The 23,093-nt window shown below is 61.1% G+C and carries 23 protein-coding genes; 9 read left to right on the plus strand and 14 right to left on the minus strand.

What is annotated here, in order from left to right; all coding sequences use genetic code 11:
• Position 1: 1 nt before the first annotated feature.
• Both R3C98_RS03805 and amt read right to left on the minus strand, forming a co-directional pair.
• A complete protein-coding gene (locus R3C98_RS03805) occupies positions 2–2,566 on the minus strand; it encodes a DNA translocase FtsK 4TM domain-containing protein (protein ID WP_371312790.1) in 2,565 nt (854 codons plus the stop codon).
• Positions 2,567–2,899: 333 nt separating this feature from the next.
• Positions 2,900–4,282, minus strand: a complete 1,383-nt coding sequence (gene amt / locus R3C98_RS03810; protein WP_371312791.1) for an ammonium transporter — start codon at positions 4,280–4,282, stop codon at positions 2,900–2,902.
• 212 nt (positions 4,283–4,494) lie between these two features.
• On the opposite strand from amt, the gene R3C98_RS03815 reads away from it, so the two are divergent.
• Entirely contained in the window at positions 4,495–5,745 is a 1,251-nt protein-coding gene (locus tag R3C98_RS03815) for an FAD-dependent monooxygenase (RefSeq protein ID WP_371312792.1), read from the plus strand.
• On the opposite strand, the gene R3C98_RS03820 is transcribed toward R3C98_RS03815, so the two are convergent.
• The 4 genes from R3C98_RS03820 to trxA are packed head-to-tail and all read right to left on the minus strand — an operon-like array spanning position 5,735 to position 7,880.
• Complete coding sequence (locus R3C98_RS03820; protein ID WP_371312793.1) at positions 5,735–6,055, minus strand: gamma-butyrobetaine hydroxylase-like domain-containing protein; 321 nt, start codon at positions 6,053–6,055, stop codon at positions 5,735–5,737. The two genes, R3C98_RS03815 and R3C98_RS03820, sit on opposite strands and share 11 nt — an antisense overlap.
• Positions 6,052–6,276, minus strand: coding sequence for a Trm112 family protein (locus tag R3C98_RS03825; RefSeq protein ID WP_371312794.1), 225 nt, complete (start codon positions 6,274–6,276; stop codon positions 6,052–6,054). Before R3C98_RS03825 ends, R3C98_RS03820 begins: the two co-directional genes overlap by 4 nt.
• A gap of 7 nt (positions 6,277–6,283) precedes the next feature.
• Positions 6,284–6,934: an LON peptidase substrate-binding domain-containing protein gene (locus R3C98_RS03830; RefSeq protein ID WP_371312795.1), complete on the minus strand. Its 651-nt coding sequence runs from the start codon at positions 6,932–6,934 to the stop codon at positions 6,284–6,286.
• A 58-nt stretch (positions 6,935–6,992) separates the two neighbouring features.
• Entirely contained in the window at positions 6,993–7,880 is an 888-nt protein-coding gene (gene trxA, locus R3C98_RS03835) for a thioredoxin (protein WP_371312796.1), read from the minus strand.
• A gap of 231 nt (positions 7,881–8,111) precedes the next feature.
• On the opposite strand from trxA, the gene R3C98_RS03840 reads away from it, so the two are divergent.
• Both R3C98_RS03840 and R3C98_RS03845 read left to right on the plus strand, forming a co-directional pair.
• The gene (locus tag R3C98_RS03840) at positions 8,112–8,771 is read left to right on the plus strand and encodes an outer membrane lipoprotein carrier protein LolA (protein WP_371312797.1); all 660 of its coding nucleotides are present in this window, start codon (positions 8,112–8,114) and stop codon (positions 8,769–8,771) included.
• 308 nt (positions 8,772–9,079) lie between these two features.
• Positions 9,080–9,886, plus strand: coding sequence for an exodeoxyribonuclease III (locus R3C98_RS03845; RefSeq protein ID WP_371312798.1), 807 nt, complete (start codon positions 9,080–9,082; stop codon positions 9,884–9,886).
• Positions 9,887–9,905: 19 nt separating this feature from the next.
• Here R3C98_RS03845 and R3C98_RS03850 read toward each other — a convergent pair whose 3' ends face one another.
• Complete coding sequence (locus tag R3C98_RS03850; protein WP_034766915.1) at positions 9,906–10,592, minus strand: response regulator transcription factor; 687 nt, start codon at positions 10,590–10,592, stop codon at positions 9,906–9,908.
• Between the two features lie 99 nt (positions 10,593–10,691).
• Here R3C98_RS03850 and R3C98_RS03855 point away from each other — a divergent pair, with 99 nt between their 5' ends.
• The gene (locus tag R3C98_RS03855; protein ID WP_371312799.1) at positions 10,692–11,201 is read left to right on the plus strand and encodes a L,D-transpeptidase; all 510 of its coding nucleotides are present in this window, start codon (positions 10,692–10,694) and stop codon (positions 11,199–11,201) included.
• 1 nt (position 11,202) lies between these two features.
• Here the strand turns inward: R3C98_RS03855 and R3C98_RS03860 are convergent, their stop codons facing one another.
• Positions 11,203–11,868, minus strand: coding sequence for a YggS family pyridoxal phosphate-dependent enzyme (locus R3C98_RS03860; RefSeq protein WP_371312800.1), 666 nt, complete (start codon positions 11,866–11,868; stop codon positions 11,203–11,205).
• On the opposite strand from R3C98_RS03860, the gene R3C98_RS03865 reads away from it, so the two are divergent.
• Positions 11,852–12,508, plus strand: a complete 657-nt coding sequence (locus R3C98_RS03865) for a thiamine phosphate synthase (protein WP_371312801.1) — start codon at positions 11,852–11,854, stop codon at positions 12,506–12,508. The two genes, R3C98_RS03860 and R3C98_RS03865, sit on opposite strands and share 17 nt — an antisense overlap.
• On the opposite strand, the gene R3C98_RS03870 is transcribed toward R3C98_RS03865, so the two are convergent.
• Positions 12,505–12,963, minus strand: a complete 459-nt coding sequence (locus R3C98_RS03870; protein ID WP_371312802.1) for an NtrZ family periplasmic regulatory protein — start codon at positions 12,961–12,963, stop codon at positions 12,505–12,507. The two genes, R3C98_RS03865 and R3C98_RS03870, sit on opposite strands and share 4 nt — an antisense overlap.
• An 80-nt stretch (positions 12,964–13,043) precedes the next feature.
• Positions 13,044–14,210: a porin gene (locus R3C98_RS03875; RefSeq protein WP_371312803.1), complete on the minus strand. Its 1,167-nt coding sequence runs from the start codon at positions 14,208–14,210 to the stop codon at positions 13,044–13,046.
• Between the two features lie 104 nt (positions 14,211–14,314).
• On the opposite strand from R3C98_RS03875, the gene R3C98_RS03880 reads away from it, so the two are divergent.
• Genes R3C98_RS03880 through holA form a run of 4 tightly spaced genes read left to right on the plus strand, consistent with a single transcriptional unit; the run spans position 14,315 to position 18,850 of the window.
• Positions 14,315–14,743, plus strand: a complete 429-nt coding sequence (locus R3C98_RS03880; RefSeq protein WP_371312804.1) for a DUF3576 domain-containing protein — start codon at positions 14,315–14,317, stop codon at positions 14,741–14,743.
• Positions 14,744–14,781: 38 nt separating this feature from the next.
• Positions 14,782–17,346 carry a leucine--tRNA ligase gene (gene leuS / locus R3C98_RS03885; RefSeq protein ID WP_371312805.1) on the plus strand — a complete coding sequence of 855 codons (2,565 nt, stop codon included), beginning with the start codon at positions 14,782–14,784 and terminating at the stop codon, positions 17,344–17,346.
• Positions 17,343–17,816 carry an LPS assembly lipoprotein LptE gene (lptE, locus tag R3C98_RS03890; RefSeq protein WP_371312806.1) on the plus strand — a complete coding sequence of 158 codons (474 nt, stop codon included), beginning with the start codon at positions 17,343–17,345 and terminating at the stop codon, positions 17,814–17,816. Before leuS ends, lptE begins: the two co-directional genes overlap by 4 nt.
• A complete protein-coding gene (gene holA, locus R3C98_RS03895; protein ID WP_371312807.1) occupies positions 17,816–18,850 on the plus strand; it encodes a DNA polymerase III subunit delta in 1,035 nt (344 codons plus the stop codon). The genes lptE and holA overlap by 1 nt, the downstream gene beginning before the upstream one ends.
• A gap of 2 nt (positions 18,851–18,852) precedes the next feature.
• Here holA and R3C98_RS03900 read toward each other — a convergent pair whose 3' ends face one another.
• The 4 genes from R3C98_RS03900 to mnmG are packed head-to-tail and all read right to left on the minus strand — an operon-like array spanning position 18,853 to position 23,061.
• Positions 18,853–19,767, minus strand: a complete 915-nt coding sequence (locus R3C98_RS03900) for a ParB/RepB/Spo0J family partition protein (RefSeq protein ID WP_371312808.1) — start codon at positions 19,765–19,767, stop codon at positions 18,853–18,855.
• A 5-nt stretch (positions 19,768–19,772) separates the two neighbouring features.
• Positions 19,773–20,576 (minus strand): ParA family protein, encoded by an 804-nt coding sequence (locus R3C98_RS03905; protein ID WP_034767098.1) that lies wholly within the window; start codon positions 20,574–20,576, stop codon positions 19,773–19,775.
• Positions 20,572–21,192 carry a 16S rRNA (guanine(527)-N(7))-methyltransferase RsmG gene (rsmG, locus tag R3C98_RS03910; RefSeq protein WP_371312809.1) on the minus strand — a complete coding sequence of 207 codons (621 nt, stop codon included), beginning with the start codon at positions 21,190–21,192 and terminating at the stop codon, positions 20,572–20,574. The genes R3C98_RS03905 and rsmG overlap by 5 nt, the downstream gene beginning before the upstream one ends.
• Before the next feature lie 3 nt (positions 21,193–21,195).
• Complete coding sequence (gene mnmG, locus R3C98_RS03915) at positions 21,196–23,061, minus strand: tRNA uridine-5-carboxymethylaminomethyl(34) synthesis enzyme MnmG (RefSeq protein WP_371312810.1); 1,866 nt, start codon at positions 23,059–23,061, stop codon at positions 21,196–21,198.
• Positions 23,062–23,093: the final 32 nt, after the last annotated feature.

Here is a 23,093-nt window from a genome sequence, read left to right on the forward strand (position 1 = left end):
GTCATTCCGGAGACGGACGCGCGTTCGCCAGGACTTCGCGTTTGCCGGCATGGTTCGGCGCGGAAATGATACCTTCTTCTTCCAGCCGGTCGATGACGCCTGCGGCCTTGTTGTAGCCGATCTTCAGGCGGCGCTGCAGATAGGACGTGGAAGCGCGCTGGTCGCGGACCACGATGGCAATGGCCTGGGAGAAGAGATCATCTTCTTCGTCGCCGGTCGAGGTGCCGAGCATCGCATCCATCACAGCCGAACCGGTGGAGCCGTCATCCGGCGCTTCCAGGATATCCATCACATAGTCCGGTTCGCCCTGCTCGCGCAGCCAGTCGGTGACGGCGCCGACATCTTCGTCCGAGACGAACGGGCCGTGCAGGCGGGTCGATTTATGACCCGGTGCCTGGTAAAGCAGGTCGCCCATGCCGAGCAGCTGTTCGGCGCCCTGCTCGTTGAGGATGGTACGGGAGTCGATCTTCGTCGTGACCATGTAGGAAATTCGGGTCGGGAAGTTCGCCTTGATCGTACCGGTAATGACGTCTACGGACGGACGCTGCGTTGCGGTGATCAGGTGAATACCGGCAGCACGCGCCATCTGGGCGAGACGCTGGACACAGCCTTCCACTTCCTTGCCGGCCACCAGCATCAGGTCGGCCATCTCGTCGATCACGACCACGATGTTCGGGATATGCTCGGTCGGCAGGATCTCGGTCTCATAGACCGGCTTGCCGCGATCGTCGAAACCGGTCTGAACCTTGCGGACAAGCTGTTCTCCGGAATTACGGTACTTCGCGGCCTTGTCGTTGAACCCGGCCAGATTCCGGACGCCGGCCTTGGACATCAGTTCGTAGCGGCTTTCCATTTCACGTACCGTCCACTGCAGCGCGTTCACGGCCTTTTTCGGATCGGTCACAACCGGTGCCAGCAGGTGCGGGATTCCTTCGTAGATCGACAGTTCGAGCATTTTCGGGTCGATCATGATGAAACGGCACTGTTCCGGCGTGTGACGGTAGATCAGTGACAGGATCATCGCGTTCACACCGACCGACTTACCCGAACCCGTCGTACCGGCGATCAGCAGGTGAGGCATCTTGGCGAGGTCAACCACGGTCGGCACGCCGCCAATGTCTTCGCCAAGCGCCATCGGCAGGCTGGCGCGCGAACCGGTATAGGCGTCCGACTGAAGCAGCGTGCGGAGATAGACCGTGTCACGATCTTCGTTCGGCAGTTCGATACCAATAGCGTTCTTGCCTGGCACAACCGCAACGCGGGCAGACTTCGCGCTCATCGAGCGGGCGATGTCGTCGGCCAGGGAAATGACGCGAGAAGATTTCACGCCCGGCGCCGGTTCCATTTCGAACAGGGTGATCACCGGGCCAGGGCGTACTTCCTTCACACGGCCACGGACACCGAACTCCTTCAGGACGTCCGACAGCTTGGCGGCCTTGGCGAGCAGTGCATCTTCATCAATCGAGTCGGCTCGTTCGGCCGTCTGCTCCAGCAGGTCGATGGTTGGCAGCCGACCAGTCTTGCGGCGGCGTTCGACCGGCTTGGAAACGCGCGGCTCGATCGCTTTCGGCTTGGCCTTCGGCAGGGTGAAGAGCGGCTTACGCACCTGTTCTTCATCCTCGTCGTCTTCGTATTCCTCTGCTTCGTCGTCGATGTCGTCTTCGTAATCGTCGTAGTCGTCTTCGGCGTCGTCGAGGTATTCCTCTTCATCGTCGAAGTCGTCGTCTTCTTCGATCTCGATGACTTTCTTGCCGCGCTTGCGCAGGAAGCCGGGCGTTTCATCGTCATCGGTCAGCACGACCCGGGCGCGGTCTTCGCGGGCGTCGACCATCTCGTCTTCGACTTCAATCCTGCGCTTCGGTGCGATGGCACGGGCGATGGCGAGCAGCACGCCGCCGACGCCGCTGGCCTGGCGGGCGGCACGGGCACCGGACGATGCGGCCGCATGCTTCAGAAGACGGGCGTCCCCGCGGCGGAAGCCAAGGGCAGACAGTCCGGCCCACAGGGCGAGCGTTCCCAAGAAGAAGGCCGCCCAGCTTTCCGGGGATGGCAGCATCAGCGCGCGAAAAGGCATGGCCGCAAAATGGAACAGGCCGTCGCCGACCACGCCGCCCAGCCCGGCACTCAGCGGCCAGGACTGCGGCACCGGCCAGGCAGCGAAGAAGGCTGCCGAAAACGGCACAAACAGAAAGCCCTTCACCCAGCGATGCACACGCGGCGCGCCAATCAGCACGGTCCGCATGGCTCCACCGATCATCAGGGCGAGACCCGCGGTCCAGGCCGACCAGCCGAGCGTCTGGCGGGCCAGGTCCGCAAACACGGCGCCGGAGCGGCCGAACAGGTTCTGGACGTCAGAATCGGTTGCCGCATTCCAGGAAGGATCCGTCGCAACATAGGAGCCGACACTGCCGCAGATGAAAACGCCGATCGCAAATGCGGCAGCCCCCGTCAGGATGCGCCAGACAGGATCGCTAACGCTGAAATGGGTTGCGTCATCATCATAAGCATAGTCGGTCATGAAGGGGGACGGCTCCGTGTTGTCGGTGGAGCGGTCAATCTGGCCCATCAACCTTAATTCCGGGCAAATGCGCTGAAGTCTTTTTGTTTCGCAGATTAACTTTTCAGGCTGCCGGCTTTCCGGGCCGGATTCCCCGACCTGCCGCGAATATCACGTATCCAGGCACTCTCGGGTCACCCGTCCGCCGTTAACATTTGTGTCAGCGGGCACGCAGGAAATGAATGAAGATGCCCCTGCAGTTAACGTCCCCAATCCGCATAATTTTCATATCCGCGCTGATGGAGAAAGACATCTGGCCGGCGATTGCCTGCCTGCCCCTCCTCCAAAGAAAAACCCCCGGCAGTTTCCTGCCGGGGGTCTTCGTTTCGGAGAGCCGCAACCTTAGGCGTTGGTGAAGTCCGGATAGGCTTCGAGACCAACTTCGGAGACGTCCATACCGGCCATTTCCTCTTCCTCGCTGGCGCGGACGCCAATCGTGACCTTGAGGGCCATCCAGACGATCAGGGAAGCGATCGAGACGAACACACCCGTCAGGACCACACCAACCAGCTGGCCGACATAGCTCGGGTCACCGGCTTCGTTCGGCATGATGTTGTTGCCGTAGGAAGCTGCAACGATGATCGTGCCCCAGATACCGCAGACAAGGTGGACCGGGATGGCGCCGACGACGTCATCGATCTTGAACTTGTCGAGCACCGGAACGGTCAGGACAGCCAGGACACCGCCCACGCCGCCGATCAGGACCGAAGCACCCATGGAAGGTGCCAGCGGTTCAGCCGTGATGGACACCAGACCACCAAGGGCGCCGTTGAAGACCATGGTTGCATCGACCTTGCCCTTGTACAGGACAGCGGTGGTGATCATGGCGAACAGCGTTCCGCCGACAGCACCCATATTGGTGTTGGCGAAGATCTGGGCGACCGAGTTGATGTCCGTCACCGTGCCGGCAGCGAGCTGCGATGCACCGTTAAAGCCGAACCAGCCGAACCACAGGATGAAGGTACCAAGACCGGCGAGCGGGATGTTGGAACCCGGCATCGGGTTCACCTGCTTGCCGAAATACTTGCCTGTCCGCGGGCCGATGATCAGCGCGCCAACCAGAGCAGCCCAGCCGCCCGTCGAGTGCACCAGCGTCGAACCGGCGAAGTCGGAGAAGGCCCACTCGGAGTCGAGGTAGCCGCCGCCCCACTCCCAGGACACAACGATCGGATAGATGAAAGAGGTCAACACGGCCGTAAAGATCAGGAACGGCCAGAGCTTCACGCGCTCAGCAACCGTACCGGAAACGATCGAGGCTGCCGTCGCAACGAACACCATCTGGAAGTACCAGTCGGAAGCCGGAGCGTATCCCGCATCGCTCATCGCTTCGAGGTCACCGCCGCTCCAGATGAACGAAGGAATGCCGACCAGGCCGGCGATCGTGTCGCTCGGATAGGCCATGTTGTAGCCGACGAACCAGAACATCAGGCCTGAGACTGCGTAGAGAACCACGTTCTTCATCGACTGCATGGCGGCGTTCTTCGAACGCACCAGGCCGACTTCAAGGCACATGAAGCCAGCAGCCATGAACATAACGATCAGGCCGCCGATCAGGAACAGGTAGGAGTTGTCGACGTAGGCGCTTGCGCTGCCGTTGACGGACTCTTCCAGTGCGGCCAGCCGCGCTTCCAGATCTGCCTCCTGTGCGTATGCGAGCGCCCCCGTGAACGCGACTACGGGCAGCAAGGCTACCCCGCGCGTCATTCTTTTCAGTAACTGGCCCATTCGGCCCCTCCATGTCGCAGGTTTCGGAGCTCGGGACCCCCCGCGCTCTCCCATCACCGATATGATTTCGGGTGCCCGAGAAAGTCGCTTGGCGCTTCTGCTCTGAGGGCCATTCTCAAGACGAGTGGTCAAAACTTGTGCAGTGTTGCGGCGAAACGCCCAACTCGTTACCACCGCTAGACGGGGGATTAAGACAGGCGTAGCTAGTCATCATGTCGAAACCATCCCTCGCCTCCAACGAACCTGTGGACCTCGTTATTGTCGGGGCCGGACCGGTTGGCACCTCTCTGGCGGTTCTGGCCGTGCAACGCGGCTTCTCAACTATCCTGATTGATGCGCGGGAGCCTTCTGCAGCGCCAGCAACGGATACACGTACATTTGCTATAGTTCGCGGCAGCTGGCGGATGCTCGGCGCCACCGGGGTTCATCCCCTGCTGGAAGGGTGCACAGAGCCCCTGAATGGACTGGAAGCTACCGACGGCGGCAGCCATGTCTTCGGCGCCCCCGGCGTGATCTTCGGAAATGAGGATCTTCCCGAGGATGATGACGGCCAACCCCTAGGACAAATGGTCCCGTCAGCCGACCTTCAGAAGGCCCTGGACGAGGTTGCTGGTCAGATTGCAGGCACTGATCAGGGTCTCGTTATCCTTAACGACGCCCGGTTCAAGGGACTGGAAGAAGGACCCGGTCCGGCGACGGTTGTGCTGGAAGACGGCACCCGGATCCGCACTCGTCTGGTTGCCGCCTGCGACGGGGTGAATTCCTCGGTTCGCGATGCCCTCGGCATCGGGACGGAGGACCATGATTACGGCAAATCCGTCTTCGCCGCGAATGTGAAACTGGACCGCCCGCATGAAGGGATCGCCCGCCAGCTGTTCATGCCGGAAGGCCCGTTTGCGACCCTGCCGATGCCGGGCAACCGGGCCAATCTGGCCTGGTACATGAAGCGCGGCGCCGCCGAAGCGCTGGCAAAAATGCCGGTTGAGGACATCGAAGCGGAACTGAACGCCCGGTTCGGGGATTTTGCTGGCCATATGACGATCGACGGACCTGTCATCTCCTATCCGCTGAAGATGCGCCTCGCCCGGGCAATGACCGGGCCGCGTGTGGCCCTGCTGGGCGATGCGGCGCACCGGATCAACCCGCTGGCCGGGCAAGGCCTGAACCTCGGCTTCAAGGATGTCGCCGCGCTGATCGATATTATGGTGGAGTCGCGCGAAGTGGGCCTCGACCACGGCGCCGCCCCTGCCCTGGAACGCTACCAGCAATGGCGCCGCTTCGACATGACGAGCGTTGCCCTGTTCATGGACGTGATCGACAGGGCCTTTTCAAACGACAATGCCGTGCTGAAGCCTCTGCGGGGCCTCGCGCTGACGGCGGCCAACAAGATTGGCCCGCTCCGCCGGGCAATGGCGCGTCAGGCGAGCGCTGATCAGTCCCACCTGCCGAGTCTTATGCAGTAACGGCCTCATCGCCGACGGTGAGCTGCCGGATTAGGTCCCAATTGTAGAGCCCGCTGTCGTGCCCGTCCGAGAAGACGATGCGCAGGGCGTAACGGCCGACCGGGTCGGCGCGCAGCACACTGATATCGTCCGGCACGGGCGCCTGCGGTGGGGGCGGCCCGCCGCCATGGCCGCGTACAGCGGCTGACGGAGACTGTTCTCTCAACCGCTTGTAGCCAACGGAGCCGGATTTTCCGTCATCGAATTCGGCGTAAAGTTCGCCTTCGGACTTTCGGAAGACGAGCTTCACGGGCCAGGCCATGCTGCTCATGCTCCACCCTCTTCCAAATCCAGGTCGCGCGCTTCTTCCGGCAGCATGATCGGGATACCGCCGCGGATCGGATAAGCCAGCCGCGCCTTGGGTGAGACCAGTTCATCGGTTTCCGCATTGTAGCGGAGCGGCTGGCGCGTCAGCGGACAGATGAGGATTTCAAGGAGTCTCGGATCGACGCCCGAATGGGGCCGTCCGGTGCTGGGTGTGTCGTCGGTCATGGGCGTCCTATTGCAGGGTTCCGTCATCCGGACCAGCGGAATCCATTGTCAGGATGGTGATCAGCATATCGGCCCGGTCTTTCAGTGTGGGCGCTTCCAGCAGGGCCTGCTTCTCCATCACCGAAAACGGGCTGCCGGCGGCCAGTGCCTGAACCAGCGCATCGACCGGAGCCACCTCAACCGCATCCCAATCCGCCTTCATGTCGTGGCTGCTGACATATTTGCGCAGCGCGGCGACCAGGTCTTCGCGGGCCGGCAAACCGACAAGAGAATCCGGCTTCAGGTCATTCGCATAAGGTGCCCAGTTCGGGCGCACCTGCCGGTAGGGCGTGATCACATCCAGCTCTTCCAGCACGCGAAAGCGGGCAATGCCGGCCAAAGTGATCAGGTAGCGTCCGTCATCCGTTTCGGAATAAGACGTGATGCGCCCGGCACAGCCGACACCAATCAGATCCGGTTTCTGGCGGTCACCACCAACGCTCTGGATCATGCCGATCAGCCGGTTACCGGCCATCGCATCGTCGATCATGTTGAGATAGCGCGGCTCAAAGATGTTGAGCGGCAGATGCCAGTGGGGAAACAGCACGACACCCGGCAGCGGGAACACGGTCAATGTGTCCGGTAACTGCTCCACCGAGTGATAGGTCGTGCTGCTCATTCTGCCTCCGGGACGCCGTTGCCCCTCGCATCATGGCATTATGCGGGAGGTGGCTGCCTCAGGCAAACATCAGGGATGCGAGACGGCGGCGTCCTTCGACTGTTACCGGATCGGTCGCGCCGGCGGCTTCGAAAATCTGAAGCAGCTTTTCCTTCGCCTTACCCTCTTCCCAGTCCATCTTGGACCCGAGAATGATCAGCAGGTGATCGACTGCATCGCCGTAGCGCTGGGCCGCCGCGTATTTCTCGGCCAGTTCGAACCGCTTGGCGTGGTCCTCCGGCGCGGCCATGACGGCGTTCAGCAGTTCGTCGAATTCGTCGGCAGCCGGAGCGTCTTCCATCATGTCGATCGCCATGCGCACGCCTTTGACGGCGGTGTCGTGCTTCTGGTCTTCCGGCACCATGTCCAGCGTTTCGGCGGCGCGTTCCTTGTCGCCATTGGCAAGGTAGCAGCGCGCAAGGCCTGCAATCGCGGCGACATTCTGCGGATCATGCTGGATAATCGCGGCGTAGATCTGCGCGGCCGTGGCGATGTCACCAGCCTGGCTTGCAGCTTCTGCCTGAGCAAGCGCATCGGCGATTTCCTTGGCGGAATCCGTCCCGGAGACGAGCTTTTCGATGAAGCTGCGCACCTGGCCTTCCGGCAACGCGCCCATGAACGCATCGACCGGGCGGCCCTTATCGAAGGCATACACCGCCGGGATGGAGCGCACGCCGAGCTGACCGGCATAGGCCGGGTTTTCGTCGATATTGATCTTCACCAGTTTTACTGCGCCATTGTGGCTTTCGACCACTTTCTCGATCACCGGGCCGAGCTGGCGGCAGGGGCCGCACCAAGGCGCCCAGAAATCGACGATCACGGGCTGGGTGTTCGACGCCTCGACCACATCGGTCATGAACTCCTGGTCGGTGGTGTCTTTGGTATGCAGGGCTGCGGCATCGGCCATGGCTTGTATTCCTTCAAAGTCTGGCCGGAAGATGGGCGCTCGCGCCTGACTTCGCAAGCGGAACCACCGACACACCTGCGTGTTCATCTGCGGTCCGGTCTTGCGCCGCACACTGGCTGAAGCTGAATGGCGGCCAACGAAAAGCGGCCGAAATACCTTTATCCCGCCCTGTTTAGGCAGGGTTCAGGCGATTAAGTGTAAGCGCAAGGTCACGAAAAGGAGACCCGTTCGATGAAGACCAAACTCGCTGCCCTGGTTGCTGCTGCCGCGCTCGCCGGCACGCCCCTCGCGCTGGCGCGTCAGGCAACCCCCGAAGCGGCCCCGACAAAGATCACCGCGGCACCGGCCGGCATGACCGCCGCCCAGCGCACCGCGCTGCTGAAAGAGATCGCCACCTCCATGGAGAAGGTAAAAACCGCCTCAGGCCGGTTCGACCAGCTCGCGCCGGACTTCACGACCAGCACGGGCAGCTTTGCGATTTCCCGTCCCGGCAAGGTGCGGTTCGACTATGACGCCCCTTCCCCGCTTCTGATCGTTTCCAATGGCACGACGGTCGCGATGCAGGACTCTGAACTGGAGACGACCGACCGCGTGCCTCTTGGCTCCACGCCACTTGCCCTGCTGCTGGACGACAATCTCGATTTCGAGACCGAAGCCGAGATCGTGGACGTCAGTGAAAGCGGCGATGAGACTGCCGTTACCCTCCGCGATCCGGATGGCGAAATGGACGGCACACTGACCCTGTTGTTCAGCGGCCCGGATCATGACCTGACCGGCTGGCGCACGATCGACAGCGCCGGCAACCTGACTCAGGTCGAATTGCACGATGTGGTGACCGGAAAGAAACTCAACCCACGCCTCTTCATCGTCAGGGATTTCGACGACGAATAGTGTAACAGTTGCAACAGATCCCACCTTCACGCGCCCCGGGAGCCCCCGCTTCCGGGGCGAGCGTTACCAAGAGTCACTCAAGCACTTAACACATATTTTACTTGAAATTTTCGCCCGTAGTGACATCTTTGCAACTGTCGACACACGGCAAACCCCGCGCAGCACCCGACCCCCCCGCTGTGAACCACCGTGTCGTCGCCGCCGGAGCCTTCCCCTCCCGGCGAGACGTTGGAAACCGCGTCAGGCGCGCCCGAACTCCCCGCGTTCGGGCGCGTTGACGTTTCAGGGAACAATGCTACGCAGCCGGAATGCCTAAACCTCTCAAGATCGTCAGCTGGAACATCAATTCGGTTCGCCTGCGCGCCCCGAACATCGAGGCCTTCGTTGCGCAGGAAAATCCGGACGTGATCTGCCTCCAGGAGACCAAGTGCCAGGACGGGGAATTCCCGGAAAAGGCCTTCAACGAGATGGGGTTGAAGCATCTCGTCCTGAACGGCCAGAAGGGCGGACATCATGGCGTGGCCATCGCCTCGCGCTTGCCGCTGGAACGGATCGAGGCACCGGACCTTTGCCGTGAAGGCCATTCGCGCGTGATCGCCGCGAAAGTCGCCGGGGTCGAAATCCACAATATCTACCTGCCGGCTGGCGGGGATGAGCCAGACCCTGCGAAGAACGAGAAGTTCGCCCACAAGCTCGACTTCCTCGAAAAACTCGGGCCCGCCTACAAGAAACAAACCAAGACACCGCGTGTGCTGGTCGGTGACCTCAACGTCGCTCCGCATGAGAATGATGTCTGGTCGCACAAACAATTGCTGAAAATCGTCTCCCACACGCCGGGTGAAACCGAGCGTCTGGAAGCGTCCCGCAACATGGCAAAGTTCGCCGACATTGCCCGCCTTGCCGTGCCGGACGATCAGAAGCTCTACACCTGGTGGAGCTATCGCGCGAAGGACTGGGCCGCTTCGAACCGCGGACGCCGGCTGGACCACATCTGGGTCAATCCCGCGGGTCTGCCAGACACGCTGGTCGACAGCTACAGGATCCATCTCGGCTGGCGCGGCGGCTGGAAACCATCAGATCACGCACCGGTCAGTGTGCAGATCAAGACAGGCTAAAGCTCAACCGCACGTATGATCACGGCTGCAGGCGGTAGCCGCCCGCATCGGTCAGCAACAGACGGGCATGGGCCGGATCCGGTTCGACTTTCTGGCGCAGGCGATAGATGTGCGTTTCCAGCGTGTGCGTTGTGACGGCGGCATTGTAGCCCCAGACTTCCGCCAGCAATTCGTCCCGCGCCACCGGCTTGCCACCCGCGCGATAGAGATACTTCAGGATATTGGTTTCTTTTTCCGTCAGTCGGATCTTCTTGTCTTCATCCGTGACCAACAGCTTCATCGCCGGGCGGAACTCATATGGGCCGACCTTGAATGTAGCGTCCTCGGATTGTTCGAAACTGCGCAGGTGCGCGCGGACGCGGGCCAGAAGGACGGAGAATTTGAATGGCTTGGTCACGTAATCGTTCGCACCCGACTCAAGACCGAGGATCGTGTCAGCATCGCCATCCTGACCCGTCAGCATGATCACCGGAGCACGAACGCCTTTCTGCCGCATGATCTTGCAGGCCTCGCGGCCATCCATGTCCGGCATGTCCACATCCAACAGGACCAGGTCGATGCGCTGGCTGGTCGCGGCTTCGATACCCTCGTTCGCATTGGCTGCCTGAAGGGTTTCGAAACTGTCGTGCAGCTCGAACTGCTCAGCCAGCGCTTCGCGCAGGTCTTCATCATCATCCACCAGAAGGACCGTTTTCTTGGCAGCCATGCGACTCTCCTGTTCCAAGTGAGTGCTGCTTCTATCCATATCGCTTCACGATGCCATAAGAATGTAACGCACGAACGATCACAAGAGTGGGAGGTTTCCGTGAGCGCGGATTTCGTAGCCTTTGGAGATGGACGCTTCCTGCTCGCCGGGCGGGAGACAAAGTGCTCGGTCGGCCGCAGCGGTGTGGTGGCCGCTGAAGAAAAGCGGGAAGGCGACGGCTATTCGCCCGCCGGCACCTGGCCGATGCGGCGAGTCTTTTACCGGCCTGACCGGCTGGAGGCCCCGAAAACCCTGTTGCCACTGGTGGCACTGACGCCGGAAGACGGCTGGTGCGATGCACCGGAAGACCCGCTCTACAATCGCTGGGTCAAACTGCCCTACGCGGCCAGTCACGAGAATCTCTGGCTGGAAGACCACGTCTATGACGTGATTGTTGAACTCGGATACAATGACGATCCGCCCGTTCCGCCACTGGGCAGCGCAATTTTCCTGCACCTTGCCCGGCCGGACTGGGGCCCGACAGCCGGCTGCGTGGCCGTGACGCTGGAAGACATGCTGGAAATCCTGCGCCTGTCAGCGCGGGGGTCAGAGATCGAGATCCGGCTCTAGGTCAGGGATAATCGCGCGGACCGAACAGGGCTGACCCGACCCGCACATGGGTCGAGCCGAAGTGCGCGGCCGTCACATAGTCGGAACTCATGCCCATGGAGAGGATCGGCAGGCCCGCCTCCTTCGCCAGTTTCGCGAGCAGGGCGAAGTGCGGCCCGGCTGGTTCATCCACCGGCGGAATGCACATCAGGCCCTGAACATCGAGGCCTTTGTCGCGCGCGTACTGTAGCAACTGCTTCAGTTCGGAGGGAATGACCCCGGCTTTTTGCGGCTCCTCGCCCGTATTTACCTGGATCAGGACGGGCAGGGCGCGGCCGACTTTATCCATTGCCTTTGCCAGCGCATCGGCGAGCTTCGGCCGGTCCAGCGTCTCGATCACATCGAACAGGCGGACGGCCAGCTCCGCCTTGTTGGTCTGCAGCGGCCCGATCAGGTGCAGCTCCAGGTCCGGATAGGCAGACCGGCGACCGGCCCACCGGGCCTCGGCTTCCTGCACCCGGTTCTCGCCAAAGACACGCTGGCCCGTGGCGAGGATCTCGTCGATCGCCTCGTCAGGCTGGGTCTTGGTCACCGCCACCAGCTGCGGCGGCGGGGAGGCAGCGTCGGAAAGTTCGGCCAGGACCGCCTCGCGGCGCTTGGCAATGGAGAGCGTGTCGGTATCAGTCATCACGATGACGCAGGAAGACCGAAACCGCGCCGAACGCAAGCTCCGCACCGCCGCACGTGTCGCGGGGCGGCACCTGCCGTCTGGCCTGCCGCCGATCCTCTACCTGACCGATCCTGCGCGGACGCCCGATCCGGTGGTCACCGCTAGTCGTTTATCGTCATGCTATGGTCTGGTTTACCGCCATTATGGTCAGCCGGGGCACGAGATGGTCGCCGCTAGTCTCGCTATGATCTGCCGCAAGCGGCACGTAAGTCTCCTCATCGCGAATGATCCACAACTCGCCATGCGTGTCGGTGCGCAGGGCGTGCACTGGCCATTTGCAGAACGGGCCAAAGCACGCCGTTGGCGCAGTCGCTTTGGTCTCATGACGGCCAGCGCCCACTCTCCAGAACAGCTGCGATTATTACAGGATGCAGGAATTGATGCCGCGCTGGTGTCAACGGCATTTCCCTCCGCCAGCCCAAGTGCCCGCAAACCCCTCGGCCCAATAAAATTCCGCACCCTCGCCCATGGATCCACGCTGCCGATCTACGCGCTCGGCGGCATGAATGCAGAAACGGCCAGCCAGGTCGCACCTGTTGCAGGTATTGCAGCAATCGAAGGAATAGAGGCCGCGTTCGGCCCGAAAACGCAGCCTTAGAACTTGAAGGCAGACTTCAGGCGGAGGCCGGTTTCCACCGCGCGGTCTTCCCACGTCGAAACGGCGTTCAGATCGTCGGCACCGACGCTGACTTCACCGCCAACCGAGAAGCGCGGCGTAATCTTGAAAGTCGCTCCAGCCTGCATTTCCTGACGCGGAAGCGGCGACAAATTGGCGGACGGGCGGGAAAGTTTGTCGATGCGGAATTCCCAGCGGTCGCTGCCGGAGAACTGCATGGACACATCTTCCGAAGGCTCAGCCTGCCAGACAGGACGGGCGTCGGAAGGCTTGGTGATGGCGAACTGGCGGTACCAGTCCACATTGCCAGCCTGCGTATCGGATAGCTGAGGCGCTTCTATCGCCACTGACGGTGCGCGAGAATCCTCCTGCGCCGCCGCTGGCAATGCCAGCACCGTCGCTGAGAACACACAAGTGAGCAAAAGCCCAAGCCGCATAATTTGCACCGTTTTCCTCACCAGACATTAGGGGTCCGATCTCCTAAACAGAAGATTAATTATCGGACACGCCTGATAAACTAATGCGATAGTGTGATTTCTATCACAATTCCTTCCCCTCCCAGGGGTCGGGAAGATGCATCTGCCGCGAAATCCAGCTGGTCATACCGGTATCCGAACGCAATCCGTGCAGATTCAGTCACCGGACGGGCGAGTCCGGCCCGCCAGGATTCGCCTTCCACGCCAGCAGCATCGTCATTTGCGCGGCCATATTCGACGCCCCAGTCGAATCCGAGGGCCGATTGCGTAATTCCTGCGGTCCAGGCGGAGTAGTCACCAGAGAGGCCCGAAACGCCATTATCGCTGCCCTGCCAGCTGGCTCCGACAATCGTATCTTTCCACTCCGCGTTCGCGCCGACCGAAAGAGTTTCCACCGTACCGTAAGTGACAGGCGATACGGGCGAAGCATCGACATCCGCGCGGCTCCAGGCCGTTGCCGCACGTATACGCACGCCACTTTCCCGGAAGCGGTGGTTGAAGCTCAAACTGGCTTCCCCGGCATCCGACAAGGGATAGGCCGCAGTGCCGGGCAGGATTCGCGCAGGATCCCGGTCCAGACCGCGGACATTGGCATCTGGCGCATACGAAATGCCACCTTTGAAACCGACGATTCGCGGCGTGGTGTAGGAGATTTTCGCTGCCGGACCGGTGAGGTCGTGGTCTGCGCGCACAATCGCGCCCCCGTCGGGGTCCAGTCGCGGAGCGTGCAATGACACTGTCGAGAACAAGGATGGCGCGCCTTGCGAGAAGCGCTTTGCGACACCCTCATCGCGCCCAAGGCGAAGTTCACCATATCCCCCCTCAGCGTAAAGATAGGCTGTCTGTAGCTCACCGCGGGCGCCTTCATCTTCAGGGCCGGGAGCCTGAGCCAGGCCGCTGAAGGCGCCCGCAACTGCAGGCGCGCCGGGCGCCGGATCAGAAACAATGCCGGTGAATCCAGACCGGGCGGGATGATCCTGCTGCGCATCCAGCTGAAGGGCGAAGCCCAGCACCAATCCGTTATCCAGGACACGATTGGTATCGACGCCAAGTCCCAGACGGTAGAGGGCTTGCTCGTCCGCACCAGGTGACAGCACGAGCCCGGCTTCTGCTTTCCAGTCCGTTTCCCAGACAGACCAGTTTTCCTGTGCCATCGCCGGCAGGCAGGCAGTCATCGAAACAAAGGCCAGAAGGATCGGGTGTTTCATGCATTTCTCCTTCGGGATGCTGCACACATGAGCACTGGCGAGCCTAGACTCGTGTTGTTATACAAACGCCGGTCTACAAGGTATTGCGCTCGGGAACTTTCCTCATGAACAAATATGTCTTCTCCGCGGCAGCTGCTGCCCTCTTCGCACTGGTTGGATGCCAGAGCGGTGGCAAGCGTCTCAGCGCAGACGCCCAGGTTACTGCGAAGAATGTCGGCACGGTGAACCCCTATCTGTGGCGCGCCTCGCTCGACACGTTCACCAATATGCCCGTTTCGAGCACCGATCCGATCGGCGGCCTGATCGTCTATGACTGGAAGAGTTTCCCGGGCTCCGAAAATGAGCGCATCAAGGCGACTGTCTACATCCTCGACACGCGACTACGCGCTGATGGTGTGAAAGTGGCCGTGTTCCGCCAAGTGAATCAGGACGGCACATGGGTTGACGCGCCGGTTGACCCGGAAACCGCGATGCAGCTTGAAAACGCGATCCTTGACCGCGCGCGGAATCTCAAGAACTCACAACTCGGCTAGAAGCCGGTCAGATCAGACCAAATTCAAGGGAGAGGCCAATGGCCACCCGATACGATCCGCAAACCGCGGAGCAGAAATGGCGTGAAGCCTGGGCGGAAGCAGACCTGTTCAAAGCTAAGTCGCCGAAAGAGGCGGGCGATGCGCCGAAAGCCTATGTGCTGGAGATGTTCCCATATCCCTCCGGGCGCCTGCACATGGGCCATGTGCGCAACTACGCCATGGGCGACGTTGTCGCGCGCCACAAGCGAGCCAAAGGGTACAACGTTTTGCATCCGATGGGCTGGGACGCCTTCGGCATGCCGGCGGAAAACGCTGCGATGGAAAAGAAGGTTCATCCCGGCGAATGGACGTACCAGAACATCGCCGCGATGAAGGCCCAGTTTGCGAAGCTCGGCCTGTCGCTGGACTGGAGCCGGGAATTCGCGACCTGCGATCCCGAATATTACGGTGACCAGCAGGCCCTCTTCCTGAAGATGCTGGACAAGGGCCTGATCTACCGGAAAGCCTCCAAGGTGAACTGGGATCCGATCGATAATACAGTTCTGGCAAACGAGCAGGTGATCGACGGACGCGGCTGGCGTTCCGGCGCATTGGTCGAGCAGCGTGAGCTGACGCAATGGTTCTTCAAGATCACCCACTATGCCGAAGACCTGCTGGAAGAAGTTCAGAAGCTGGAGCGCTGGCCCGAAAAGGTGCGCACCATGCAGGCGAACTGGATCGGCAAGAGCACCGGGGCAACTTTCCGCTGGTTGTTCGACGGTGTGGCCCCCGCCGGATATGAAGATGGAATCGAGGTCTTTACGACCCGGCCGGACACGCTGTTCGGCGCAAGCTTCGTTGCGCTCGCCCCGGATCATCCAATCACGAAGGCGCTGGCCGAGACCAATCCGGCCGTGAAGGAGTTTATCGCCGAAGCGACCCGTATCGGCACTTCCGAAGAGGCCATCGAAAAAGCGCCCAAGCTGGGGGCCGATCTGGGTCTGCGCGTACAGCACCCGTTTGATCCGGACTGGACGATCCCGGTCTGGGCGGCAAATTTTGTCCTGTCTTCCTACGGCACGGGCGCAATTTTCGGATCTCCGGCTGGCGATCAGCGCGATCTGGATTTTGCCCGCAAATATAATCTGCCGGTCCAGCCGGTCGTGCTGCCACCGAATGCGGCACCGGAAGACCACGCCATTACCGACGAGGCTTATGTTGGCCCAGGCACAATCTACAATTCAAAATTCCTGGATGGTCTCAGCACGGACAAAGCCATTGCGGCTGCCATCGCGAAGCTGGAAGAGCTGGGACTCGGCCGCGCGACTACGACATATCGCCTGCGAGACTGGGGCGTCTCGCGCCAGCGTTATTGGGGTTGTCCGATCCCGGTTATCCATTGCGAGAGCTGCGGCATTGTCGCGGTGCCGCAAAGCGACCTGCCGGTAAAGCTGCCGGACGATGTCACCTTCGACAAGCCGGGCAATCCGCTGGAACGCCACCCGACCTGGAAGAATGTGGACTGTCCGAACTGCGGCAAGCCGGCCCGCCGCGAAACGGACACGCTCGATACCTTTGTCGACAGCTCCTGGTATTATGCCCGCTTTGCGAGTGCGGACGATCTGGAAGAGCGCGCTTACTGGCTGCCGGTCGATCAGTATGTCGGCGGCATCGAGCACGCAGTGCTGCACCTGCTGTATTCCCGCTTCTTCTCCCGTGCGATGCGCGATGTCGGTGAGCTGGACCTGCCGAGCGGCGAGCCCTTTGCGGGCCTGTTTACGCAAGGCATGGTGACCCACGAAACCTACAAGTCTGCTTCCGGACAATGGCTCCAGCCATCCGAAGTCGAGCAGGAAGGCGATACCTGGATCGAAAAGGCAACCGGCGGCCTCGTGACGCCCGGTCCGATCGAGAAGATGTCGAAGTCCAAGAAGAACACGGTCGATCCGGATGCGATTATCGCCCAGTTCGGAGCCGACGTCGCACGCTGGTTCGTTCTGTCAGACTCGCCGCCTGAGCGGGATGTGGAGTGGACGCAGTCCGGTGTCGAAGGCTCTGCCCGCTTTGCACAGCGCCTGTGGAGCGTGTTCGACGCACTGGGCGACCTTGAAAAGACCGATCCCGCCGAGGATGCAGCATCCCTCACCGTTCGCAAGGCCAGCCACAAAGCGGTTGTAGCGATCGACAAGGCAATTGAGGAATTCCGTTTCAACTCAGCTGTCGCAAGCATCCATGAATGGGTCAGCGTGCTGAAAAAGGCTGAGTCGGCTGGAGATGCAGTCGGCGCTCGTTTTGAAGGCGCTTCCATGTTGGCGCGCTGCCTGACGCCATTCATGCCGCACCTCGCAGAATCCTGCTGGAAGCGGATTGGCGAAGACGGCTTTGTGTCGGCTGCGCCGTGGCCTGTGGCTGACAAGGCGCTCACCCAGGACGATTCGGTCACCATGGCAGTGCAGGTCAACGGCAAACGCCGGGGCGAAATCACTGTTCCGAAGGGCGAATCCAACGAAGCTGTTGAAGCCGTGGCGCACGCCCTTCCCGAAGTGGTGTCGTTCATTGAAGGCAAGACCGTGAAGAAAACCATTGTCGTGCCGGGCCGCATCGTGAATATCGTGGTGGCATGAAACGCTTCCTGATCGCGCTCGCTCTCATCCTGCCGGCCTGCGGCTTCCAGCCTGTCTACGCCCCCGGCGGCAGTGCATCGTTTGCCTCCGGCAATATCACGGTGAAAGAGATTCCGGGCCGGTCGGGTTACATACTGCGCCGCGCGCTCCAGCAGGAACTTGCCGCCGGCCTGCCGAATCTGGGCACGACTGCCATCCTGGAAGTGAAACTGTCAGACAATCTGACCCGTCTGCAGTTCAAACCGGACGGTGCCGCATCGCGTTCATCCTACACTGCCAAAGCAACTTATGCACTTTCGGGAGAGAGTGTCAGCGTTGTTGGTAGTTCGGACGCTGAAACGAGCTTCTCCGTGCCTGACCAGCCTTATGGTGACATCTCGGCCCAGACGAATGCGACTGATCGCATCATGCGTGTCTTGGCGGGCCGTATCGTCGACGACCTGCGGCTGCAACTCGCCGCCAAGAACTGATGCTGCTCCAGGGCAAGAAGGCTGCCTCCTTTGCCCGCAAGCCGGATCCCGGGATCTGGGCAGTGCTCGCCTTCGGAGAGGACGAGGGTCTTGCCAGCGATAATGGCCAGCAACTGATTTCCGCCTGGGCCGGAAAGGGAGCGCACGCAGATGTCACCCTTCTCGACGATGACGCCATCCGGAAGGAACCGGCCCTTCTCTTCGATGCACTGGAGGCAGTTTCCCTGTTGGGTGACCCGCGCGTTGTTCGCGTGCGCACCGCCGGAGATAAAATAGCCAAACTGCTGATTGAAGCCATCGAAGAGGGCGACAAAAGCGAGGGGCGATTCAGCGCGAACCTGCTGATCGAAGCAGGCAGCCTGCAGAAAAAATCGAAACTCCGTAGTGCGGCGGAATCTGCGAAGCGGACAGCCTGCCTTCAATTCTTCTCCGACGAAGGGGTGGATATTGAGCAGCGCGCCAAGTTGGCCCTTAAAGAAGCGGGGGTCGACATCGACCCGGAAGCGCTGCGCCTCTTTGTCGGTGACCTGCCCGGCCATCGCATGGCGGCAAATTCCGAAATTGAAAAGCTGTCGCTTTATGCCCGCGGCCTCGGACGGGCTGTATCCGTGGCAGATATCCGCGCGCTTTGTGCGACGGAATTCGAACAGACCCTGTCAACAGCCATATCCGCGACACTCGATGGGCATCCCGCGGCGGCGAACGCGGCTTTTGAAAAGCTGGCCCTGGCCGGCACGGCCGGCATAAGTGTCCTGAGGTCCCTGCAGTTCGAAGTGCGGCGAATGCTGGATGCGCATGCGCGGATTGAAGAAGGCCAGCCGAGTCCGAACATGAAGCTTCGCCCACCAGTATGGCAGAGCGAATGGCCGGCGTATCGGGCCCGGCTAAGCAAGTGGCCCGTCCGGCGGCTGACCCGTGTTCTGGAGCGGATCTATGATGCCGAAGCCCAGGCCAAGCGCGCAGGCGGTAGCACGGACGCTGTTGTTCGTGTACTGATGAATGATCTTTCGCGGGCAGCAGAAGCCGCCCGCTAAGGTCAGCTCTTCTTGCGGGTCAGCCTGCGGCAGACATCGTCCAGCTGTTCCAGATCGCGATACTTGATCCGCAACTCGCCGCCATTCTTGCCATGCCGGATATCCACCTGCAGCCCCAGCTGGCGCATCAGGTCCGCTTCAAGCGCTTCGGTATCGACATCCTTTTCCGGCGCCTTCTGCCGGGAAGACCCGCTCTCAAGCGAACCGCCGGCCCGGGCGCCTTTGACCAGGGCTTCGACTTCGCGAACGCTGAGGCCGCGCTCTGCTGCCATCTCGATCAGGGCTTCCGGATCGCTGGCGCCGAGCGCTGCACGGGCGTGGCCGGCTGTGACCTTGCCCTCACGTACATAGGCTCGTGCCGCTTCCGGCAGCTGGAGCAGACGGAGCGTGTTGGTGATGTGCACCCGGCTCTTGCCAACACTGCTGGCGAGGCTTTCCTGCGTCCGGCCGAACCGGTTCATCAGTGCCTCATAAGCTTCGGCTTCCTCGATGGGGTTCAGGTCGGCGCGCTGGACGTTTTCGATTATCCCGACTTCCAGCAATTCCAGCTCGTCGACATTCCGCACAACGGCCGGAATTGTTTCAAGGCCCGCGAGACGTGCTGCGCGCCAGCGGCGTTCCCCGGCAATGATCTGATACTTACCGGCCTCTTTTGGATCGGGCCTGACGAGGATCGCCTGCAGCACACCCTTCGTGCGAACTGAATCCGCAAGCTCCTGCAGGGCAGCTTCGTCAAAAGTCCGGCGCGGCTGGGCCGGATTCCGCCGGATATCCTTGATCGAAATCTCGTTGACGCCGTTCATGGCCGGCGCCGCACCGGGTTCCGGCTTGGCCGGTGTGGACGCTTCGACCTCGCCGATCAGGGCTGACAGGCCCCGGCCGAGGCGGCTTGGTTTCTGCTTCGGTTCGTTCGCCATATCGATCAGGCCGCCCGCGCCTTCTCGCGCTGGAGAACTTCGGACGCCAGGCGGATATACGCCTCGCTGCCCGGACAGCGATAATCATACAGCAATGCCGGCTTGCCGAAGGACGGCGCTTCGGACAGGCGCACATTGCGCGGGATCACCGTGTTGTAGACCTTGTTGCCAAAGAAGGCGCGGACCTCATCGGCCACCTGATCCGAGAGATTGTTGCGGCGGTCATACATGGTCAGCACCACACCCTGGATCTCAAGGTTCGGGTTCAGTCCCTGGCGCACGACATCCACAGTCCGCAGCAGCTGGCTGAGGCCTTCCAGGGCGAGGAACTCGCATTGCAGCGGAACCAGCAACGCATCGGCGGCGGTCATGGCATTCATTGTCAGCGCTGAAAGTGAGGGCGGGCAGTCGATGAGGATGTAGTCGTAGCGCGGCAGACCCTGCTCTTCAGCGCGATCCACATAATTGTGGAGCGCTTCGCGCAAACGATACGAGCGATGCGGATCCGCAGCCAGCTCCGTCTCTACGCCAGAAAGGTTCTCATCTCCGGGAACAATATCCAGACGTGGAACGATGGTAGACAGAACCGCTTGTTCCAGCGGCAGCCGATCCACGACAATGTCGTAAGATGTGGTCGCGCGATCCGTGCGTTCGATCCCCAATCCGGTGGACGCATTCCCCTGCGCGTCGAAGTCGACAATGAGGACGCGACGGCCAACAGCGGCCAGCGCCGTGCCAAGATTGATCGAAGTTGTGGTTTTACCGACGCCACCCTTTTGGTTCACGACAGCAAAGATTCTGGGCCTAATGCCTGCCACCTCGTAGCTCCCTGACAATCAGAATTGTACCTGACCCACCAACCCGGCTTGGAATCGCCTCATAAGCGAAGTTCCATGTTTGACTGGCCTCCGTCAATTCTTCTTTCCAGCGTTCGCCCTTGAGGAAAAGCCCTGTTGCACCCTGTTTTAGCCAGGGCGCCGCATAGTCGAGCAGTTTTGGAAGCGGCGCGAAAGCACGCGCGGTCACGAAATCAGCGGGGATTGCCCCGACTGATTCCACGCGCTCCTGCCGTACAGCGGCGCTGAGACCTGCCGCATCAATGGCCGCACGCAGGAAAGCGCACTTCTTTCCGACGCTTTCGATCATGGTCACATGGCCTTCCGGCCGCGCCGCCGCGATGATGAGACCAGGGAATCCCGCCCCGGATCCAAGGTCGACGACCTTCGCATCATCTGGAAGGTGGTCCAGAAGCTGGAAACAATCTGCGACGTGGCGGGTCCAGATCACCGGCCATTCTCGCGGCCCGATCAAATTGCTCTTCTTCCGCCAGACATCCAGCGTGTCGATGACACGATCGAGCCGGCCCAGTGTTTCACGTGAAACATCCTCAGCGGCCAGAAAGGCCGCGCGATCCTTACTTTCCATGACTTAGCCCGTCTTCCGGCGGCGTTTGACATGACCAAGAAGCGCCGTGAGCGCACCCGGCGTGACACCCTCGATACGAGATGCCTGTCCGAGCGTCGCCGGACGGATGGCTTCAAGTTTCTGGCGGACCTCATTTGAAAGTCCCCCAATCGCCGAATAGTCGATCGTTTCCGGAATAAGGAGTGCCTCATCCCGGCGAAGGGCTTCGACGTCCCCGGCCTGGCGTTCGATATATCCGGAATAGAGCGCCTCGATTTCCAATTGTGCCGCGATGGCCGGATCAATATCTGAAAGTTCCGGCCAGACCCTGGCGAGGGTCTCGAGGGAAATGTCCTTGTAGCCGAGATATTCCCAGGCGGTCCGGACGCGGCCATCCTGATTAACGTTCCACCCAGCCTCGCGGGCCTTCGCAGGGGACAAAGACAGGGTTTGGAGCGCTTTTCGGGATTCCGACAGCGCCAAATGTTTCACGTGAAACATCGCCGCGCGAGTTTCACCGACACATCCGGCGTCAATGCCTTTCTCCGTCAGACGCTGATCAGCGTTGTCGGCTCGAAGCGCGAGGCGGTATTCGGCCCGGGACGTAAACATCCGATACGGCTCCGTCACGCCGCGGGTGATCAGATCATCGACGAGAACCCCAATATACGCTTCGGCCCGGTCAAGAATGATGGGTTCTTTGCTATCGGCGGCGCGCGCCGCATTCAGACCCGCCATCAAACCCTGGGCGCCCGCTTCTTCATACCCGGTCGTCCCATTGATCTGTCCGGCGAGATAAAGGCCGGGCAGGGCTTTGACCTCCAGAGACGCGCTCAATGCCCGCGGATCGACGTAGTCATATTCGATGGCATAGGCATGCTGGAGAATTTCGACATTCTCCAATCCGGGAATCGTCCGGACGAAACGTTCCTGAACCTCCTCCGGAAGCGACGTCGAGATGCCATTCGGATAGACGGTATGATCGTCGAGACCTTCCGGCTCCAGGAATACCTGATGCCGATCCCGATCGGCAAACCGGTTCACCTTGTCTTCGATGGAAGGACAATAACGTGGTCCGCGTCCGGCAATCGCGCCGGAATATACAGCCGAAAGCTCCATGTTCTCTTCGATGATCGCGTGCGTTTCCGGCGTGGTCCAGGTAATCCCGCAAGAGATCTGAGGCACTTCAATCCGGTAGGTCATGTAGGAGAATGGCACCGGCGCTTCATCGGCGGGCTGCATCTCCAACCGGTCCCACGCAATCGTGCGGCCATCCAGTCGGGCAGGCGTGCCGGTTTTCAGTCGGCCCATTGGAAGATCCAGGCTGTAGAGCCTGTCCGATAGGCCGATGGCGGGCGCCTCACCGACACGTCCGGCCGGAATCCGCTTGGCGCCGATATGGATTTCGCCCTTCAGGAACGTTCCCGTCGTGATCACGACCTTCGGCGCACGGTATTCTTCCCCTGCCAGACCAATCACACCTGCGACATGCCCATCCTCGACAACGAGGTCTTCGGCACCGTCTTCAATGACGGTCAGGTTCTCATGATTCAGGATCGCTTCCTGCATGGCCTCGCGGTAGAGCTTCCGGTCGATCTGGGAGCGCGGTCCCCAGACGGCTGGGCCTTTGGATCGATTCAGCATCCGAAACTGGATGCCAGCCTTGTCTGCGAGCCGTCCCATCAAGCCATCGAGGGCATCAATTTCCCGAACCAGGTGGCCCTTGCCGAGCCCGCCGATTGCCGGATTGCAGCTCATTTCGCCAATGGTCGAGATCTTGTGTGTGATGAGCGCCGTCTTTGCACCATAGCGCGCCGCCGCAGATGCGGCTTCGCATCCGGCATGGCCGCCGCCAACAACAATGACATCGAAGCGGGAAGGTCCCGTCATGGCTCTGCTCATCCTGTGGACAATGAGCGGGC

The sequence above is a fragment of the Hyphomonas sp. genome (assembly GCF_041398465.1).
In the GTDB taxonomy this organism is placed as follows: Bacteria; Pseudomonadota; Alphaproteobacteria; order Caulobacterales; family Hyphomonadaceae; genus Hyphomonas.

Excerpts from the sequence above, each read along its gene's own strand:
- R3C98_RS03805 (WP_371312790.1), bottom strand. The coding sequence starts at position 2,566 with ATGGGCCAGATTGACCGCTCCACCGACAACACGGAGCCGTCCCCCTTC.
- amt (WP_371312791.1), bottom strand. The coding sequence starts at position 4,282 with ATGGGCCAGTTACTGAAAAGAATGACGCGCGGGGTAGCCTTGCTGCCC.
- R3C98_RS03815 (WP_371312792.1), top strand. The coding sequence starts at position 4,495 with ATGTCGAAACCATCCCTCGCCTCCAACGAACCTGTGGACCTCGTTATT.
- R3C98_RS03820 (WP_371312793.1), bottom strand. The coding sequence starts at position 6,055 with ATGAGCAGCATGGCCTGGCCCGTGAAGCTCGTCTTCCGAAAGTCCGAA.
- R3C98_RS03825 (WP_371312794.1), bottom strand. The coding sequence starts at position 6,276 with ATGACCGACGACACACCCAGCACCGGACGGCCCCATTCGGGCGTCGAT.
- R3C98_RS03830 (WP_371312795.1), bottom strand. The coding sequence starts at position 6,934 with ATGAGCAGCACGACCTATCACTCGGTGGAGCAGTTACCGGACACATTG.
- trxA (WP_371312796.1), bottom strand. The coding sequence starts at position 7,880 with ATGGCCGATGCCGCAGCCCTGCATACCAAAGACACCACCGACCAGGAG.
- R3C98_RS03840 (WP_371312797.1), top strand. The coding sequence starts at position 8,112 with ATGAAGACCAAACTCGCTGCCCTGGTTGCTGCTGCCGCGCTCGCCGGC.
- R3C98_RS03845 (WP_371312798.1), top strand. The coding sequence starts at position 9,080 with ATGCCTAAACCTCTCAAGATCGTCAGCTGGAACATCAATTCGGTTCGC.
- R3C98_RS03850 (WP_034766915.1), bottom strand. The coding sequence starts at position 10,592 with ATGGCTGCCAAGAAAACGGTCCTTCTGGTGGATGATGATGAAGACCTG.
- R3C98_RS03860 (WP_371312800.1), bottom strand. The coding sequence starts at position 11,868 with ATGACTGATACCGACACGCTCTCCATTGCCAAGCGCCGCGAGGCGGTC.
- R3C98_RS03870 (WP_371312802.1), bottom strand. The coding sequence starts at position 12,963 with ATGCGGCTTGGGCTTTTGCTCACTTGTGTGTTCTCAGCGACGGTGCTG.
- R3C98_RS03875 (WP_371312803.1), bottom strand. The coding sequence starts at position 14,210 with ATGAAACACCCGATCCTTCTGGCCTTTGTTTCGATGACTGCCTGCCTG.
- R3C98_RS03880 (WP_371312804.1), top strand. The coding sequence starts at position 14,315 with ATGAACAAATATGTCTTCTCCGCGGCAGCTGCTGCCCTCTTCGCACTG.
- leuS (WP_371312805.1), top strand. The coding sequence starts at position 14,782 with ATGGCCACCCGATACGATCCGCAAACCGCGGAGCAGAAATGGCGTGAA.
- lptE (WP_371312806.1), top strand. The coding sequence starts at position 17,343 with ATGAAACGCTTCCTGATCGCGCTCGCTCTCATCCTGCCGGCCTGCGGC.
- holA (WP_371312807.1), top strand. The coding sequence starts at position 17,816 with ATGCTGCTCCAGGGCAAGAAGGCTGCCTCCTTTGCCCGCAAGCCGGAT.
- R3C98_RS03900 (WP_371312808.1), bottom strand. The coding sequence starts at position 19,767 with ATGGCGAACGAACCGAAGCAGAAACCAAGCCGCCTCGGCCGGGGCCTG.
- rsmG (WP_371312809.1), bottom strand. The coding sequence starts at position 21,192 with ATGGAAAGTAAGGATCGCGCGGCCTTTCTGGCCGCTGAGGATGTTTCA.
- mnmG (WP_371312810.1), bottom strand. The coding sequence starts at position 23,061 with ATGACGGGACCTTCCCGCTTCGATGTCATTGTTGTTGGCGGCGGCCAT.